Source organism: Bradyrhizobium sp. GW821-FHT13H06, from assembly GCF_058803975.1.
Map to the genome: position 1 here is coordinate 234,918 of NZ_JBXAPN010000002.1, position 15,544 is coordinate 250,461.

A 15,544-nucleotide genomic window follows, 5' to 3' on the forward strand; every position below is an offset into this window, starting at 1 on the left:
AATGGCCCCGCGCGCCTATTGGAAGGGAACGTTGAAGCTGTCGCTGGTCAGTTGCCCGGTCGTGCTCTACCCGGCGACCACTGCGGCCGAGAAGACGCGGTTTCACCTGATCAACCGCGAGACCGGGAACCGGCTCAAGCAGCAGATGATCGATTCCGAGACCGGCGACGTCGTCGAGAGCGACCAGAAGGGCCGCGGCTACGAGCTGCGCAAGGGCAAATATGTCGAGATCGAGCCGGAGGAGCTCGAAGCGGTCCAGATCGAGAGCAATCACACCATCGACATCGAGAGCTTCGTGCCGCGCGATGAGATCGACCAGCGCTATCTCAACCATCCCTATTACATCGCACCCGACGGCAAGGCCGCGGTCGACGCCTTCGCCGTGATCCGCGACGCCATGAAGGACGAGGAACGCGTCGCGCTCGCCAAGATCGTGCTGACCAACCGCGAGCACGTGATGGCGATCGAGCCGCTCGGCAAGGGCCTGCTCGGCACCACGCTGCGTTTCCCATACGAGCTGCGCGAGGAGGACCAGTTCTTCGACGACATCAAGAGCCCGAAGATCACCAAGGACATGGTCGAGCTCGCCGGCCATATCCTGCGCACCAAGGCGGCGCATTTCGACCCCGGCAAGTTCAAGGACGAGTACGAGGACGCGCTGAAGGCGCTGGTGAAGCGCAAGGCCAGCGGCAAGAAGATCGAGCTGCCGGAGCCCGAGGAGCGACCGAGCAACGTCGTCAGCCTGATGGATGCGCTGAAGCAGAGCCTGAAGGGACGCGGCGGGAAGAAGACGGCGACGAAGTCCCATGCGCGGCGTGCGACCGGACGGCATCGCGCCGCGAAGAAGGCGCACCGGTCGACGACGAGGCATCGGAAGGCGGGCTAATCCGGCTCGACGTGAGCTCGCGCCTCAACCTCCGTCGTCATGCCCGGGCTTGACCCGGGCATCCACGTCTATCCCGTGCGCTGATGCACGTGGATGGCCGGGACAAGCCCGGCCATGACGGCTCGCTCGACGGTGCTAATCCCCCGCCTTCAGCCGGTACCCGATCCCGGTTTCCGTCAGCACGTATTGCGGCCGTTCCGGATCTGCTTCGATCTTCTGCCGGAGCTGGCGGACATAGACACGCAGATATTGCGCATCCGTCAGCTCGTCCCAGAGCTCCTTCAGCAGGAAGCGATGGGTGAGCACCTTGCCGGCATGCTGCACCAGCACGCGCAACAGGTCATACTCCTTCGGCGAGAGCTTCACTTCGCGCTCGCCGACCTTGACGATGCGGCGGACCAGATCGACGGAGAGATCGCCGGTGCGGAACACAGGGCGCTCGCCCTTGACCTGAAGCTGGTGGCGCAGCGCGGCGCGCAGGCGCGCCAAAAGCTCCTCCATGCCGAACGGCTTGGTCAGATAATCGTCGGCGCCGAGATCGAGCGCCTGCACCTTGCCGGCTTCGTCGCCGCGGCTCGACAGCACCACGATCGGCACGCCTTCGTTGCGGGCGCGCATGGTGCGGAGCAGATCATGCCCCTGAACGTCGGGCAGGCCGAGATCGAGGATGATCAGCGCCGGCCCTTCGTCAAGCTTCTCCAGTGCAGCCTTGCCGTTCGACGCCTCCAGGATCTCGTAGCCTTGCGTCGTCAGCCCCATCCGCAGCAATTTGCGGATCGGCGGCTCGTCGTCGATGACCAGGACCTTGATCGGAGCAGCGCTCATGCGGCGGTATCCAATGCGTGGCTCTCTGCCGGAACGGGCAGGCGAATGGTGAGGACGGCGCCGCTCCGCTCGCTGCGATTGGCGGCCGAGATCGTGCCGCGCATCGCCTCGACGAAGCCGCGGGAGATGGCGAGCCCGAGCCCGGTGCCGGGCCGGACGTGATCGCCTTTCTGCGCGCGATAGAACTTGTCGAACACGCTCTCGAGCTCGTCAGGCGGAATGCCGGCCCCCTCGTCGGCGATATCGAGCACGACATGACCGCTCTCGCGCCGGCCGCGAATCGAGATCGTGGTCTCTGGCGGCGAATATTTTGCGGCATTGTCGAGCAGATTGAACAGCACCTGCTCGAACAGCACGGCATCGAGCTGGAGCATCGGCAGATCGGCGGCCAGCACCAGCTCGACCTTGTGTCGGTTGAGGATCTTGCTGGCGCGCCGCAGCGCGCTGCCCACGATCTCGCCGAGATCGTGCAGCGCCGTATTGGGCACGATAGCGCCGGATTCGAGCTTGGTCATGTCGAGCAGATTGGCAATGAAGCGGTTGAGCCGCTCGGATTCGTCAATCACGGTGGCCAGCAGGTCGCGCTTCTCGGTGTCGGAGAGGGCGCCGGCGAGATCGCGCATGGTGGAGGCCGCTCCCAACACGGAGGCGAGCGGCGTCTTCAGATCATGCGAGATCGAGGTCAACAGCGCCGAGCGCAGCCGCTCGGATTCGACCGTGCGCTTGACGCGGTCCATGTCCTCGACCAGCAGCACGCGCTCGATCGCGAGCGCGCCCTGGTCGACCAGCGCATCGAGCAGCCGGCGCTGGTCCGGCGTCAGCAGCGGGCCGGTGCGGTCATTGTCGATGCCGATGACGCCGATCAGGCCGCGCCCGGTGCGCATCGGCAGGAACAGCCGCTTTGCGCCCGGCAACGTGTCCGAGCCGCGGCCGGCGGGGCGATCGTTGCTCCAGGCCCAATTGGCGGCGGCAAGATCGGCCTGGTCGAGCTCGTCTTCGGGCGGATAGCCGGACTTCACCGTGAGCAGGCCCTCGTCCGGCAGCAGCAGCACCACGCGCACCTTCAGCATCAACGCGATCTGGTAGGCGGTCGCCCACAGCACGTCGTCGAGCGTGGCGGTGCCGGCGAGCTTGCGGCTGAAGGCATAGAGCTGCTCGGTCATCCTGATCCGGCCGATCGCGGTGTCGGCCTGGATGCGCACGCGCGCCGCGACATTGGAGACGATCATCGCCACCACCATGAACAGCACGAAGGCGGCGACGTTGGTCGGGTCGGTGATCGTGAAAGTGTAGATCGGCGGCAGGAAGAAGAAATTGTAGGACAGCGAGGCGGCGACGGTCGCCAGCAGCGACGGCCATAGGCCATAGCGCACGGCAACCACGACCACCGCCGTCAGCAGCACGAGGTCGACGTTCTCGATGCCGAAGCGGGGCTGGATCAGCTCCGCGACGCCGAGGCCGATCAGCACGATCCCGAGCGCCTTCAGATAGGGCAGCGGATTGAACGGCTCCGACCGCGCAGCGGTCTGCACCGCGGTCTTGGGCGCGGCCTCGCCGGGCATCTCGTCACCGGCGATGACGTGGACGGTGATGTTGCCGGCGCGGCGCACCAGGTCGTGCACGACGGAGCCGCGCGTCATCTCGAACCAGCGCGAGCGCGTCGACTTGCCGATCACGATCTGGGTGACGTTGTTGCCTTGCGCGAAATTGACGACGTCATCGGCGATACGGCGGCCGACGGCGGGAATGGTCAGCGCTTCGCCGCCGAGAGCTTCCGCCAGCCGCAACGTGTCGGCCAGCCGATCGCGCTCCTCGTCCGACAATTGCAGGGATCTCCGCGTCTCGATCGAGATCGCGGTGAACGGCGCATGCAGCCGGTCGGCCAGCCGCTTGGTGTAGCGCACGAGGCCGGCGGCGCGTGGATCCTCGCTGACGCAGACCAGGATGCGCTCACCCGCGGCCCAGGGCCCGGCGATGGCATTGGCCTGCATGTGGGTGAGCAGCTGCTCGTCGACCCGCTCGGCGGTGCGCCGCAGTGCGAGCTCACGGAGCGCGGTGAGATTGCCCGGCGAGAAATAATGCTCCAGCGCCCGCTCGGCCTGCTTGGGCACATAGACCTTGCCCTCCTTCAGCCGCTGGATCAGATCGTCCGGCGTCAGGTCGATCAGCTCGATCGCATCGGCGCGGTCGAAGACCGAATCCGGCACGGTCTCGCGGACCCTGACATGGGTGATCTGGGCAACGACGTCGTTCAGGCTCTCGATGTGCTGGATGTTGACGGCGGTGTAGACGTCGATGCCGTGGGAGAGCAGCTCCTCGACGTCGAGATAGCGCTTGGGATGGCGGCAAAGGGGCGCGTTGGTGTGGGCGAGCTCATCGACCAAAGCAATCTGCGGCCGGCGCGCGATCACCGCATCGAGATCCATCTCCTCGACAATCTGGCCGCGGTACTCCAGCCTCTTGCGCGGGACCACTTCGAGGCCGCGCACCAGCGCCTCGGTCTCGGCGCGGCCATGGGTTTCGACGAACCCGACCACGACATCGATGCCGGCCTTGCGCTTGGCATGGGCGCTTTGCAGCATCTCGTAGGTCTTGCCGACGCCGGGAGCGGCGCCGACGAAGATCTTCAGCTTGCCGCTGGCACTCTCCTCCCGGCGCGCGGCTTCCAGCAGCGCTTCGGGAGAGGGACGTTGTTCGGGATCGCGGCGCTCTCGGACCATCTCGCCAATATAATCATCTGCGTGCCGCGAGCCTAGACTGCTACTTCGCGGCCATGCGATCGAGCGCGAGATTCAGCGCCAGAACGTTAACCCTGGGTTCGCCGAGCAGGCCGAGCAGACGGCCTTCGGTGTTGGCGGTCACGAGCTGCTTGACCTGATCCTCAGGCAGATTCCGCACCTTTGCCACGCGCGGCACCTGGAATTGCGCCGCTTCCGGCGAGATGTTCGGGTCGAGGCCGCTGGCCGACGTCGTCACCAGGTCGACCGGCACGGCCGCGTTCGGATTCTCGCGCCTGAGCTTGTCGACATCTTCCTTGAGCCGGTCGGCCAGCGCCTTGCTGGTCGGGCCGAGGTTGGAGCCGCCCGAATTGGCGGCGTTGTAGGGGGCCGACACCGTCTTGGTCGAATCATTCGGGTCCGGCGCAAGCGTCGCCGAGGGACGGCCATGGAAGTACTTGTCGTCCTTGAATTCCTGCCCGATCAGGGCGGAGCCGATCACCTTGCCGTCCCTCTCGATGAGGCTGCCCTGCGCCTGCACGGGAAACAACGTGCCGGCAATCGCGGTCATCGCGAGCGGATAGGCAAGGCCGGTGATGGCGGTGAGCGCCAGCAAGAGGACGATGGCGGGGCGGATTTCTCTGAGCATTTGAAGTTTTCCTTTCTTTCGTCATTGCGAGCGAAGCGAAGCAATCCAGGGGCGTTCTTGGGAGGCAGTCTGGATTGCTTCGTCGCTTCGCTCCTCGCAATGACGGCGTTATGCCAAGTGCAAGGCGGTCACCACGAGGTCGATCGCCTTGATGCCGATGAAGGGAATGACGATTCCGCCCAGGCCGTAGATCAAGAGGTTACGCCGGAGCAACGCACCGGCACCGACCGCGCGATAGGCGACGCCCTTCAGCGCGAGCGGGATCAGCGCAATGATGATCAACGCGTTGAAGATGATCGCCGACAGGATGGCGCTCTGCGGGCTCGACAGGTTCATGACGTTGAGCACGTTGAGCTGGGGGTAGAACGCCAGGAACATCGCGGGGATGATCGCGAAGTACTTGGCCACGTCGTTGGCGATCGAGAACGTCGTCAGCGCGCCGCGCGTCATCAAGAGCTGCTTGCCGATCTCGACCACCTCGATGAGCTTGGTCGGGTTGGAGTCGAGGTCGACCATGTTGCCGGCCTCGCGGGCGGCCTGGGTGCCGGTGTTCATGGCGACACCGACGTCGGCCTGGGCGAGCGCCGGCGCGTCGTTGGTGCCGTCGCCGCACATGGCGACCAGCTTGCCCTTGGCCTGCTCGTCGCGGATCAGCTTGAGCTTGTCCTCGGGAGTTGCCTGCGCCAGGAAGTCGTCGACGCCGGCTTCCGCGGCGATGGCGGCGGCCGTCATCGGATTGTCGCCGGTGATCATGATGGTGCGGATGCCCATGCGACGCAGCTCTGCGAAGCGCTCGCGAATGCCGCCCTTGACGATGTCCTTGAGCTGGACGATCCCGAGCAGGCGGCCGTCCCTGGCCACCGCGAGCGGCGTGCCGCCGGACTTCGAGATCTCGTCGGCGATGGCGCTGATCTCGCGCGCAACGTCGGAGAGCGCCGCGGGCTGGATGGCCCGCGCCGCGTTGCCCGAGGCGACCGCCGTCGGCGCGCCGCCGTTGACATAGTTGAGGATGGCATCGACCGCACCCTTGCGCACCGACGAGCCGCCGGCATCGACACCGCTCATGCGGGTCTGCGCCGTGAACGGAACGAAGGTGGCGCCGAGCTCCGCCATGTCGCGGCCGCGGATGCCGTACTTCTCCTTCGCCAGCACGACGATGGAGCGACCTTCCGGCGTCTCGTCCGCCAGCGAGGCGAGTTGGGCGGCGTCGGCCAATTCCTGCTCGGTCACACCGCGCACGGGACGGAACGCGGTCGCCTGCCGGTTGCCGAGCGTGATGGTGCCGGTCTTGTCGAGCAACAGCGTGTCGACGTCTCCGGCGGCTTCGACCGCACGGCCCGACATCGCCAGCACGTTGAAGCGGACCAGGCGGTCCATGCCGGCGATGCCGATCGCCGACAGCAGCGCGCCGATGGTGGTCGGGATCAGCGTCACGAACAGCGCAACCAGCACGATCACCGAGATCGAGCCGCCGGCATAGGCCGCATAGCTCGGGATCGTCACGGTGGCGAACACGAAGATGATGGTGAGACCGGCGAGCAGAATGTTGAGCGCGATCTCGTTCGGCGTCTTCTGCCGCTCGGCGCCCTCGACCAGCTTGATCATGCGGTCGATGAAGGTCGAGCCCTGGGCTGCCGTGATGCGGACGCGGATCCAGTCCGACAGCACCTGCGTGCCGCCGGTCACCGCCGAACGGTCGCCGCCGGATTCGCGGATCACGGGCGCCGACTCGCCGGTGATGGCGGCCTCGTTGACGGAGGCGACGCCCTCGATCACCTCACCGTCCGAGGGGATCGTGTCGCCCGCCTCGACCAGCACGAGATCGCCGACCTTCAGGCTCGTGCCTGATACGAGCTTGTAATCGCGGCTCGCGCCCCTCAGGAGCTTGGCCTGGCTCTCGGTGCGGGTCTTGCGCAGCGTCTCGGCCTGCGCCTTGCCTCGGCCCTCGGCCACTGCTTCGGCAAGGTTGGCGAACAGCACGGTGAACCACAGCCAGAGGATGATCTGGAAGGTGAATCCGAGATTTTCCCCGCCGGTCAGGAGATCGCGCAGGAAGATCACGGTGGTGAGCGCAGCGACGATCTCGACCACGAACATGACGGGGTTCTTGATCATGGCGCGCGGATCGAGCTTGGCGAAAGCCGCGCCGATCGCCGGCATCACGATCCTGGGATCCAGCATCGCCGACACCGGCATGCGCTTGTTGGGTTTATGGACGGGTTCCATGGAGGTCACTCCGAAAGAGCTGGATCAGAACAGGTTGCCGGCGTTCATCGCGAGTTGTTCGACGATGGGGCCGAGGGCGAGCGCCGGGAAGAACGTCAGGCCGCCCATGATCAGGATGACGCCGACGACGAGACCGACGAACAGGCCACCGGTGGTCGGGAACGTGCCCATCGACGGCGGGATCGATTTCTTCGCCGCCAGCGATCCCGCGATCGCCATCGCCGGCACGATCATGAAGAAGCGGCCGACGAACATCGCGCTGGCGAGCGTGAGATTGTAGAAGAAGGTGTTGCCGGTGAGGCCCGCGAAGGCCGAGCCGTTGTTGGCGGTCCCCGAGGTGAAGGCGTACAGCACTTCGGTGAAGCCATGCGGCCCGGCATTCGCCATGGAGGCGACCGCCGCCGGATAGACCACGCCGACGGCGGTCCAACCGAGAATCATCAGCGGCAGGACGAGAATGGCGAGCATCGCCATCTTGACCTCGCGCGCCTCGATCTTCTTGCCGACATATTCCGGCGTGCGGCCGACCATCAGGCCCGCGACGAAGATCGCGAGGATGACGAACAGCAGCATGCCGTACATGCCGGCGCCGACGCCGCCGACGATGATCTCTCCGAGCTGCATGTTGATCAGCGGGATCATGCCGCCGAGCGCGGTGAAGCTGTCGTGCATGGCATTGACGGCGCCGCAGGAGGCGGCCGTAGTGATCACGGCGAACAGCGAGGACGCGACGATGCCGAAGCGGACCTCCTTACCTTCCATGTTGCCGCCGGTCAGGCCCAGCGCATGCATGGTCGAGGTGCCGTTGGCTTCCGCCCAATAGCAGACGCCGACGCCGGCGACGAACAGCACGCCCATCACGGCGAGGATCGCCCAGCCCTGGCGCTGGTTGCCGACCATGCGGCCGAACACGTTGGTCAGCGCAGCGCCAAGCACGAAGATCGACAGCATCTGCACGAAGTTCGACAGCGCGGTCGGATTCTCGAAGGGGTGCGCGGCGTTGGCATTGAAGAAGCCGCCGCCATTGGTGCCGAGCATCTTGATCGCGACCTGCGAAGCGACCGGGCCGACCGCGATGGTCTGCTTGGCGCCTTCGAGCGTGGTCGCCTCGACATAGGCCCCGAGCGTCTGCGGCATGCCCTGCCAGACCAGGAACAACGTGAAGACGATGCAGATCGGCAGCAGGACATAAAGGGTGCAGCGGGTCACATCGACCCAGAAATTGCCGACGGTGCGCATCGAGGCGCGGGCAAAGCCGCGGATCAGCGCGACCGCGAGCACGATGCCGGTCGCCGCCGACAGGAAGTTCTGGTGCGTGAGGCCGACCATCTGGGTCAGATAGGACAGCGTGCTCTCGCCGCCGTAGTTCTGCCAGTTGGTGTTGGTGATGAAGGAAATCGCGGTGTTGAACGACAGGTCTTCGGCGACCGCGGACTGCCCGGCCGGATTGAAGGGCAGCATGGCCTGGAGCCGCATCAGGCCGTAGATGATGAGGAAGCCGCCGACATGAAACAACAGCATGGCGACCGTGTAGGTCAGCCAGTGCTGCTCCCGCCTCTCGTCGACACCGGAGATCCAATAGATGCCGGCCTCGATCGGGCGCAGGACGGGCGACAGGAATGTGCGCTCGCCGTTGAACACGCGCGTCATGTACCAGCCGAGCGGCATGGTCAGCGCGACGACGATCGCACAATAAAGAATGATCTGGAACCAACCGATGACAGTCATGGCATTAACCCTTCAGGCTTCGGGTCCGGCGCAATAGCGGCAGGAGCAGCGCAAGCAGGCCCGCGACGAGCGCAGCGTCGGCCAGCAGCAATTCGACGAGCAGCAGCACGGCGTCAGAACCGTTCGGGCCGCAGCAGTGCGTAGGTGAGATAGACCAGGAGGCCGAACGAGACGGCGCCGGCGAGCGTATAGTCGAAGATCATGGTCCGCTCCCTCACAGCCGTTCGCAGGCGTAGGTGTAACCGATCGCGAGCGCGAAGAAGCCGAAGCCCAGCGCCAGCATGAGAATGTCCATCATCGAAGTGCTCCTCGTTGCGCTCTGCCTCTGGCGCAACCATGTCTCTGATTCCGGCAGGCAGCTTGCGATTGATCAAGCACAGCGCATGTCCCGCGGCGCCCGCCTGGAACTTTCACTGCACTGACTTGCCACCGCGCACATAGGTTTTCGAGATGGAGCCTATGGCGACGTTATAGGAATCTCATAAAGGCCGGCTCGCCATGACCGGCGGCGACGTGACGCCGGCAATGCATTCCAGGCGGTCGTTCCGGGTCGGCAGCGCAGCGGCGCGGCCCACCATCGCCCTCGCAATCGTGGTTACAGCAAGCCGTGGCCAAGGTCTTTTCAAAAAGCCCTTCTTCTATAAGCCCCCACCTTCGGCGGAGATGACAGTCGAAGATCCGGCGCGCCTGGACGGAAGACTCCGTACACTTATGAAATCCCTATATCTCTCGCCCGATCCCTATCTCGTTTTCAAATGCCCTCCGGGCCATCTTGGAGAGGCCGGCCGACTGACCGACGCCAACTCCAGGAGGCCTGACATGACCGCTGCTCTCCGACGCTACGATCCGCCATCACTCGGCGACCGCTTGAGCAATGCGCAGGCGATGACGCGACCGTTGATGATCGAGATCATCGAAACGGCCTGCCGGCGCATCCCCTCGCTCGGCCAGAACGGCCGCACCGAACGCCTCACACGCCTGATCGACGCCGAGGCATGGGCCGACGCGGCGCTGGTGCTGATGGAGCTGGAGCTGCCGATGTGGCAGGTCCGCCGCATCGCCTATGACGAGGGCGAGTGGCATTGCGCGCTCTCGCGCGAGCGAGAGCTGCCGGACTGGCTGGACGCCGCGGTCGAGGCGCGCCATGCCGACCTCGCGCTTGCGCTGCTGTCGGCGTTCCTCGACGTCCGGGCGCTGGCGGTTGACGTATCGCGGCCGAGCGTTCCTTCCGTCCGTCCCGTGCCGGATCCGTTCTACGAGCCGGTCGTCTGCGACAACTTCGCCTAGACACGCCCGACGGATCGAGGCCATGCCGCAAGCTCCGGACATGCCGCGCATGCTGAGCCCGGCGCGCGTGATCGCGCGATTCGCCGTCCGCCTCGTGCTGCTCATGGGCTTTGCCGCATTCGGCAGCGTCGGCTTCGGCCGGAGCCTCGCCGTCCTGCTCTGGATGTCGATCGTCCTGTGCGCGCTCGCCAGCCTCGTCAGGCGGGAGCCGCTGTTCGGAGCTGCGCTCAATCATTGGGACGAGGCTGTCGCGTTCGGCGCGCTGTTCGCGCTGGTCCACGTCGTCATCGATCCGGCCTGAACGGCACGGCTCCGGCTTTATGATCTTCCTATGAGATCGCGGCTCACCCGCCCTCGAAATCATATTCGCGACTGAGGATATTGAGCACGCCGGCAAGAACCTGCGTCCGAAGCCGGCGTCGTTCAGAAGGATCAAACCCGTGAAACTCGTCGAACCTCCCTCGTGCAGCTCGCCCTCGACCATCGTCTTCATCGGCCGCAATCGCCGGGGGCAATGGGTCGCTCAGGAGCAGAACGGCCTCTATGGCGGCCTGTTCGTCAGCCGCGCCCAGGCGATCAAATATGCGCTGTTCGAGAACGGACAGCATCCCGAAACCATCGTCGAGCTGCCGCGCGAGATCGAGCTCGACATGGGCAAGCGCCCCAACACCACCGTCGCGCGGCGCGCCGCCTGAGCCAGCGCCAACAGGGGAAAACCAATGCTCATCCCTCCCGCCGCCTGGTTCACCGGATTCATTCCCGACCTGCCGACCCCGTTCGACGGGGCAGATGCGATCGATCTCGAGGCATTCGCCGCACTGTGCGAGCGACAGGTCGCGGCCGGCGTGCCGGCCATCGTGGTCTGCGAGACGGCCGGGGAAGCGCCGACGCTCTCGTCGGCCGAGCAGGAGCTCGTCATTCGCACCGCGGTCGACGTCGCTCGCGGCCGCGTGCGGGTCATCGCAGGCGCGGTATCCAACGCAACCAGCCACGCCATCGAGCTTGCGCGGCGCGCGGAGGCGGCCGGCGCCGATGCCGTCATGTCGGTCGTGCCCGCCTACAACAAGCCGATGCAGGAAGGCATGCTCGCGCATTTCCGCACCATCGCCGGTGCGATCGGGCTGCCCGTGATCCTGCACGACAATCCCTCCCGCACGCTGCGCCCGCTCGCCGACGAGACGCTTCTGCGTCTGGTCGAGTCGCGCCAGTTCGTCGGCCTCCGCGATGGGAGCGGTGACATCACCCGTCCGATGCGGCTGTCCCGCAACTTGCCGGCAAGTTTTCGCTTTCTCTCCGGCGACGACACCACCACATTCGGCTTCATCGCGGACGGCGGCGATGGCGCGATCTCGGAAGTCGCCAACATCGCGCCGGATCTCTGTCGCACGATCTTCTCGCACGTCAGGCAGGGCCGGCTGCAATCCGCCCGCTATCTGCACAAGCGCCTGATCCCGCTCATCGCCTGCCTGTCCAGGGAAAGTCCGGCCGCGCTCAAATACGGTCTCAACCTCCTTGGCCTGATGTCCGCCGCCACCAGGCTTCCGATCGTGCCGCTGGACGCAGCCGCGCAGAGAGACGTGGTGCGCGCATTCGCTGCGATCGCCGACGAAGAATTGATCGACAGCGTCGGAGCCTGACGCGGCGAGGCCGTCCGGAATTGCATGCTCAACCCGCTCGATGGATCTGACAGGCTGCTCCACGCCTGGAAGCTGGCGCTGCTGCGCCTTGCCGTGACACGGGATGAAGCCGACAGGCTCAACGTTGCAGCACTCGCGGCGGAGCTCGATCGCCTCGGGGGACGGCGCACCGCCGACGAGACGTTCCACTTCTTCCGGCGAACCAGCTCCCAGCTCTGCGCGGCGATCAGCGGGCAGTCACAGAACGCGGCGGACATCCTGGACCGGTTCTGCAGGCAGATCGAGGAGCCGCGGCTGCGCCTCGCCTTTGCCGCGGCGGTCGGGATCACGCATTCGGATCCCGCGCCGTCTCAGGCCCCCCGACCGAAGCGGAACCCCGATCTCTTCAGAGGGCTGCCGGCGCGAGGATCGGCATCTTTATGACATTCATATGCGGATGCGCCGGCGCTCATCTCGCAATCCTACGCAACGATGGACATCATGAGCGGCAGATTGGAGCGGCCGTCTCGCTGCGCCAAGGACAAGGACTTCCACGATGTCGATCCTGACACATGGTTTCGACCGGCCCTTCGGAGCCGAACGCACGGCGCGCATCTCCGAAGCGCGCAAGGCCCGGCTCGAGCGTATCGCGCTCCAGGCGTTCGGCCTGCTCTCGATGGGCAGCGTGCTCACCGCGCTGATCGCGCTGAGAATCGCAATCCATGTCTGGCATCTCCCCGCCTGACCGGCGCGGCAGACGTCATGACCTTGCAGATCTGTGAGGAGGCCGCCATGGCCGCGATCGCCCTTCAAGCCGTGCACCGCCTGCCGGAGTCGCGAACGACGGCGCCTGTAATCGGCGCGACGACGGCACTGAAGCCACTCGACCCTGATGTCGTCAGTACCGCCATTCCCGCCTTCTTCATCGGACGTAACCGTGCCGGGCTCTGGGTGGCCCGCGAGGCCAACGGGCGCGTCGGCGGCCTCTTCCTGTTCAGGAGCTCCGCGATCGATTTCGCCAACCGGCAGAGCGCACCGGCACGATGCGCGCTGGTGTTTCCGGCCGAGACGTTCGAGCTCGACGTCGCGAACCAGGGCAGTCCGCTGGGCGCGCTGGCTGCACGATGGCTGAGCGGGGCGAAGCGGCGCCTGGCGCGCCTTGCGAGGTAACGACATGGTCGAGCTCAAGATCGTCATCCTGGTCGCATTGATGGGCGCGTTGCTGCTTGGCATGCGCGCCACCGCGAACCCGACCTCGGACGGCTAGTATGCAGCCCTTCAGGGGAACTCTGGAGCAGGCAGTCACCATGACCATTCTGACGATGACGCTGAGCCTGGTCTGGGGCGGCATCCTGACGCTCGTGATCACGCTGGTGGCGCGCGGGCTTGGAGTCTAAAGCGCGATGCGATTAGGATGAATCGTCATCGCGCTTTAGGTTGTTGTTTAAGCATGATCTTTTCGGAAAACCGCCGCGCACTTTTCCGGATCATGCTTTAGCTCATCCGCTCCGCTTCGATCAGCCGTGCCAGCTCGCCCGCGGTGACCTCGATCGGCCGGCGGCTACGCTCGACGCGGGCCTGGATCAACGCGCCCTGCAGCGCCGACGTGCAGAGCACGGCCAGCGCCTCCGCCCGCGGCCTGGCGAAGCCGTCGGCGACCAGCTTGTCGCGCAGGATCGCCAGACGCGCCGCATAGGCCTTGCGACCGGCCTCCGACACGGCCCGTTCGCGCGGCGCGAGCTCGAGCAGCACGGTCGTGATCGGGCAGCCGTTGCGGAAGCCGGAGCCCTGCATCCAGCCTGCCAGCAACCTTGCGTGCGCGCGCAACAGCTCGCCGGTCGAGCCGCACTCCGCCGCGAGCCTGGCGACCGTCGCCGCGACGCGGCGCCCCGCCTCCTCCACCGCTGCCACCGCGATCGAGGATTTTCCGTCCGGAAAGTAATGGTAGAGCGAGCCCTTCGGCGCGCCGCTGACGTCGACGATGTCGTTGAGGCCGGTGCGGGCAAATCCCTGCCGGCGGAACAGGGTCACCGCGGCATTGATGATGGGCTGACGGTGCTTTGGCACGGCCGGCATGGCACTCTCCTCCGGTCAAGAAATTATATTGATTGGTCTACATCAGCCTCCGACAGTCAAGACATGACCATGACAGGGAGAGGCAGATGCCCAAGGGAGTGACCTACGAACTCAGAGACGGCGTGGCGCGGATCGGGCTCGACGACGGCAAGGTCAATGCGATGTCGGCCGCGATGCTGGGCGAGATCGCAGCCGCCTTCGACCGTGCCGAGACGGAAGCGGAGATCGTGGTGCTGCGCTCGGCGCGGCCGGGCGTCTTTTCCGCCGGCTTCGACCTGAAAGTGTTCGCCTCGGGCGATGCCGCCAGGAGCCTCGAGATGGTCCGGGCCGGCGCGGAGCTTGCGCTGCGGCTGATGTCGTTTCCGCATCCGACCATCGGCGTGATGGAGGGCCATGCTTATCCGATGGGGACGTTCCTGCTGCTCGCCTGCGACGTCAGGCTCGGCGCACGCGGACCGCACCGCATGGGGTTGAACGAGGTCGGGATCGGCATCGCGCCACCCAGCTTTGCCATCGAGCTCGCGCGCAGCCGCCTGCATCCGGCCTGGCTCAGCCGTACCGCCACGCTGGGCGAGATGTACGAGCCGGAGGAGGCGTTGACCGCCGGCCTTCTCGATCGCGTGGTCGCGCCGGAGATGGTCGACATCACGCTCGAGAAGATCATCGCTGGCTTGCGCGCCATCCACAAGCCATCGCATGCGACCGCGAAGAGGCGCCTGCGCCAGCCGGCCATGGACGCCATGCGCATGGCGATCGACCGCGAGCTGACCATGGCTGCCTACGAGGCGAGCAACCGCGCCCGCAGCGCGGTCGCGATGCCCCGTTAGGCCGCGTCTCCCACGGAAAAGACCCGGCCGATCTGGCGCAATTTCATGGAACGGTGTAGAGCGGTTTCATGAGCGCCAGCAACGTCAACGTCGTCGCCCACCCCCTGGTCCAGCACAAGCTCTCCCTGATGCGGGAGAAGGACCGCTCGACCAAGAGCTTTCGCGAGATCCTGAACGAGATCGGGATGCTGCTCTGCTACGAGGTGACGCGCGACCTGCCGCTGGAGCTGGTCGAGATCGAGACGCCGATCGCGCCGATGCGGGCGCCGAAGATCGCCGGCAAGAAGCTCACGCTGGCGCCGATCCTGCGCGCCGGCGTCGGCTTCCTCGACGGCATGCTCGCCTTGATGCCTTCGGCGCGCATCGCCCATATCGGGCTCTACCGCGACCCCGAGACGTTGCAGGCCGTGGAATATTACTTCAAGGCGCCGCAGGACCTGTCCGACCGCACCGTGATCCTGATGGACCCGATGCTGGCGACCGGCAACTCGGCCTGCGCCGGCGCCTCCCTGCTCAAGGCGCGCGGCGCCCGCGACATCCGTTTCGTCTGTCTTCTGGCCGCGCCCGAGGGCATCGCGCAGTTCGAGAGCGAGCATCCCGACGTGCCGATCTGGACCGCCGCGATCGACGAGCGGCTCAACGACCACGGCTACATCGTGCCGGGCCTGGGCGATGCCGGCGACCGGATGTTCGGCACCAAGTAGACA

Annotated in this window: 17 protein-coding genes; 10 read left to right on the forward strand and 7 right to left on the reverse strand. The window is 66.0% G+C overall.

The window, feature by feature from the left end; genetic code table 11:
* Window position 1: 1 nt before the first annotated feature.
* Window positions 2-886 carry a non-homologous end joining protein Ku gene (ku, locus tag AC1RQP_RS07905; protein ID WP_061877081.1) on the forward strand — a complete coding sequence of 295 codons (885 nt, stop codon included), beginning with the start codon at window positions 2-4 and terminating at the stop codon, window positions 884-886.
* A 135-nt stretch (window positions 887-1,021) separates the two neighbouring features.
* On the opposite strand, the gene AC1RQP_RS07910 is transcribed toward ku, so the two are convergent.
* From AC1RQP_RS07910 to AC1RQP_RS07935, 6 genes are all read right to left on the reverse strand, one after another.
* A complete protein-coding gene (locus tag AC1RQP_RS07910) occupies window positions 1,022-1,711 on the reverse strand; it encodes a response regulator (RefSeq protein WP_239626719.1) in 690 nt (229 codons plus the stop codon).
* Entirely contained in the window at window positions 1,708-4,431 is a 2,724-nt protein-coding gene (locus AC1RQP_RS07915; protein WP_492936533.1) for a DUF4118 domain-containing protein, read from the reverse strand. The genes AC1RQP_RS07910 and AC1RQP_RS07915 overlap by 4 nt, the downstream gene beginning before the upstream one ends.
* Before the next feature lie 40 nt (window positions 4,432-4,471).
* Window positions 4,472-5,077 (reverse strand): K(+)-transporting ATPase subunit C, encoded by a 606-nt coding sequence (locus tag AC1RQP_RS07920; RefSeq protein ID WP_492936534.1) that lies wholly within the window; start codon window positions 5,075-5,077, stop codon window positions 4,472-4,474.
* Window positions 5,078-5,185: 108 nt separating this feature from the next.
* Complete coding sequence (kdpB, locus tag AC1RQP_RS07925; RefSeq protein ID WP_492936535.1) at window positions 5,186-7,303, reverse strand: potassium-transporting ATPase subunit KdpB; 2,118 nt, start codon at window positions 7,301-7,303, stop codon at window positions 5,186-5,188.
* Between the two features lie 24 nt (window positions 7,304-7,327).
* Window positions 7,328-9,031, reverse strand: coding sequence for a potassium-transporting ATPase subunit KdpA (gene kdpA / locus AC1RQP_RS07930; RefSeq protein ID WP_492936536.1), 1,704 nt, complete (start codon window positions 9,029-9,031; stop codon window positions 7,328-7,330).
* A 113-nt stretch (window positions 9,032-9,144) separates the two neighbouring features.
* A complete protein-coding gene (locus AC1RQP_RS07935; protein ID WP_239626727.1) occupies window positions 9,145-9,234 on the reverse strand; it encodes a K(+)-transporting ATPase subunit F in 90 nt (29 codons plus the stop codon).
* 616 nt (window positions 9,235-9,850) lie between these two features.
* Between AC1RQP_RS07935 and AC1RQP_RS07940 the strand changes: the two genes are divergently transcribed.
* From AC1RQP_RS07940 to AC1RQP_RS07970, 7 genes are all read left to right on the forward strand, one after another.
* Window positions 9,851-10,318: a hypothetical protein gene (locus AC1RQP_RS07940; RefSeq protein ID WP_492936537.1), complete on the forward strand. Its 468-nt coding sequence runs from the start codon at window positions 9,851-9,853 to the stop codon at window positions 10,316-10,318.
* A gap of 22 nt (window positions 10,319-10,340) precedes the next feature.
* Window positions 10,341-10,619 (forward strand): hypothetical protein, encoded by a 279-nt coding sequence (locus AC1RQP_RS07945; RefSeq protein ID WP_239626731.1) that lies wholly within the window; start codon window positions 10,341-10,343, stop codon window positions 10,617-10,619.
* A gap of 139 nt (window positions 10,620-10,758) precedes the next feature.
* Window positions 10,759-11,013, forward strand: coding sequence for a hypothetical protein (locus tag AC1RQP_RS07950; protein ID WP_454644033.1), 255 nt, complete (start codon window positions 10,759-10,761; stop codon window positions 11,011-11,013).
* Between the two features lie 24 nt (window positions 11,014-11,037).
* Window positions 11,038-11,955 carry a 4-hydroxy-tetrahydrodipicolinate synthase gene (gene dapA / locus AC1RQP_RS07955; protein WP_492936538.1) on the forward strand — a complete coding sequence of 306 codons (918 nt, stop codon included), beginning with the start codon at window positions 11,038-11,040 and terminating at the stop codon, window positions 11,953-11,955.
* 24 nt (window positions 11,956-11,979) lie between these two features.
* Entirely contained in the window at window positions 11,980-12,378 is a 399-nt protein-coding gene (locus tag AC1RQP_RS07960) for a hypothetical protein (protein WP_492936539.1), read from the forward strand.
* 112 nt (window positions 12,379-12,490) lie between these two features.
* A complete protein-coding gene (locus AC1RQP_RS07965; protein ID WP_492936540.1) occupies window positions 12,491-12,679 on the forward strand; it encodes a hypothetical protein in 189 nt (62 codons plus the stop codon).
* 47 nt (window positions 12,680-12,726) lie between these two features.
* The gene (locus tag AC1RQP_RS07970) at window positions 12,727-13,104 is read left to right on the forward strand and encodes a hypothetical protein (RefSeq protein ID WP_492936541.1); all 378 of its coding nucleotides are present in this window, start codon (window positions 12,727-12,729) and stop codon (window positions 13,102-13,104) included.
* A gap of 324 nt (window positions 13,105-13,428) precedes the next feature.
* Here the strand turns inward: AC1RQP_RS07970 and AC1RQP_RS07975 are convergent, their stop codons facing one another.
* Window positions 13,429-14,010, reverse strand: a complete 582-nt coding sequence (locus AC1RQP_RS07975; protein ID WP_239626743.1) for a TetR/AcrR family transcriptional regulator — start codon at window positions 14,008-14,010, stop codon at window positions 13,429-13,431.
* An 86-nt stretch (window positions 14,011-14,096) separates the two neighbouring features.
* Between AC1RQP_RS07975 and AC1RQP_RS07980 the strand changes: the two genes are divergently transcribed.
* Window positions 14,097-14,837 (forward strand): crotonase/enoyl-CoA hydratase family protein, encoded by a 741-nt coding sequence (locus tag AC1RQP_RS07980; protein ID WP_492936542.1) that lies wholly within the window; start codon window positions 14,097-14,099, stop codon window positions 14,835-14,837.
* A gap of 68 nt (window positions 14,838-14,905) precedes the next feature.
* Window positions 14,906-15,541, forward strand: coding sequence for a uracil phosphoribosyltransferase (upp, locus tag AC1RQP_RS07985; RefSeq protein ID WP_061020773.1), 636 nt, complete (start codon window positions 14,906-14,908; stop codon window positions 15,539-15,541).
* Window positions 15,542-15,544: the final 3 nt, after the last annotated feature.

What these genes read in the sequence shown, in the direction of transcription:
- ku (WP_061877081.1), top strand. Translation starts at nt 2, where the DNA reads ATGGCCCCGCGCGCCTATTGGAAGGGAACGTTGAAGCTGTCGCTGGTC.
- AC1RQP_RS07910 (WP_239626719.1), bottom strand. Translation starts at nt 1,711, where the DNA reads ATGAGCGCTGCTCCGATCAAGGTCCTGGTCATCGACGACGAGCCGCCG.
- AC1RQP_RS07915 (WP_492936533.1), bottom strand. Translation starts at nt 4,431, where the DNA reads ATGGTCCGAGAGCGCCGCGATCCCGAACAACGTCCCTCTCCCGAAGCG.
- AC1RQP_RS07920 (WP_492936534.1), bottom strand. Translation starts at nt 5,077, where the DNA reads ATGCTCAGAGAAATCCGCCCCGCCATCGTCCTCTTGCTGGCGCTCACC.
- kdpB (WP_492936535.1), bottom strand. Translation starts at nt 7,303, where the DNA reads ATGGAACCCGTCCATAAACCCAACAAGCGCATGCCGGTGTCGGCGATG.
- kdpA (WP_492936536.1), bottom strand. Translation starts at nt 9,031, where the DNA reads ATGACTGTCATCGGTTGGTTCCAGATCATTCTTTATTGTGCGATCGTC.
- AC1RQP_RS07935 (WP_239626727.1), bottom strand. Translation starts at nt 9,234, where the DNA reads ATGATCTTCGACTATACGCTCGCCGGCGCCGTCTCGTTCGGCCTCCTG.
- AC1RQP_RS07940 (WP_492936537.1), top strand. Translation starts at nt 9,851, where the DNA reads ATGACCGCTGCTCTCCGACGCTACGATCCGCCATCACTCGGCGACCGC.
- AC1RQP_RS07945 (WP_239626731.1), top strand. Translation starts at nt 10,341, where the DNA reads ATGCCGCAAGCTCCGGACATGCCGCGCATGCTGAGCCCGGCGCGCGTG.
- dapA (WP_492936538.1), top strand. Translation starts at nt 11,038, where the DNA reads ATGCTCATCCCTCCCGCCGCCTGGTTCACCGGATTCATTCCCGACCTG.
- AC1RQP_RS07960 (WP_492936539.1), top strand. Translation starts at nt 11,980, where the DNA reads ATGCTCAACCCGCTCGATGGATCTGACAGGCTGCTCCACGCCTGGAAG.
- AC1RQP_RS07965 (WP_492936540.1), top strand. Translation starts at nt 12,491, where the DNA reads ATGTCGATCCTGACACATGGTTTCGACCGGCCCTTCGGAGCCGAACGC.
- AC1RQP_RS07970 (WP_492936541.1), top strand. Translation starts at nt 12,727, where the DNA reads ATGGCCGCGATCGCCCTTCAAGCCGTGCACCGCCTGCCGGAGTCGCGA.
- AC1RQP_RS07975 (WP_239626743.1), bottom strand. Translation starts at nt 14,010, where the DNA reads ATGCCGGCCGTGCCAAAGCACCGTCAGCCCATCATCAATGCCGCGGTG.
- AC1RQP_RS07980 (WP_492936542.1), top strand. Translation starts at nt 14,097, where the DNA reads ATGCCCAAGGGAGTGACCTACGAACTCAGAGACGGCGTGGCGCGGATC.
- upp (WP_061020773.1), top strand. Translation starts at nt 14,906, where the DNA reads ATGAGCGCCAGCAACGTCAACGTCGTCGCCCACCCCCTGGTCCAGCAC.